Annotated in this window: 1 pseudogene; it reads left to right on the top strand. The window is 73.2% G+C overall.

From position 1 onward, the window contains the following. Window positions 1–362: pseudogene (locus EN818_RS31120) on the top strand (acyltransferase); the annotation flags it as partial.

The raw sequence follows: 362 nt of genomic DNA on the forward strand, positions 1-362 counted from the left end.
GCCGACCCGGCGCTGGCGCGGGACCTGTTGCCACCGGCCTCGATGGATGCGCTTGCCGGCGGAGCGTTGCTTGCCGTCCGCCGCGCCAGGGGCGCCGACCTGCCGCGCTGGATGCGGCTCGGCTGGCCGGCCTTGGCGGCGCTCTTCCTGCTCGTCGTCTGGTCCGATCCGGGGCCGGCGAATTCGGCCTGGGAGTGGCCGCGCTGGATGCTGGTGCAGGTGCTGCCGCTGGTGCCGCTGACGGCGATCGTCACCGCCTGCTCGAACGGCCTCGGCGGCACGCTCGGCAGGCTGGCCGAACTGCCGCCACTGCTCGGGCTCGGCCGCATCAGCTACGGCATCTATCTCTCACCTCGGACCTT

This window comes from Mesorhizobium sp. M3A.F.Ca.ET.175.01.1.1, from assembly GCF_004791945.1.
Lineage (GTDB): Bacteria > Pseudomonadota > Alphaproteobacteria > Rhizobiales > Rhizobiaceae > Mesorhizobium.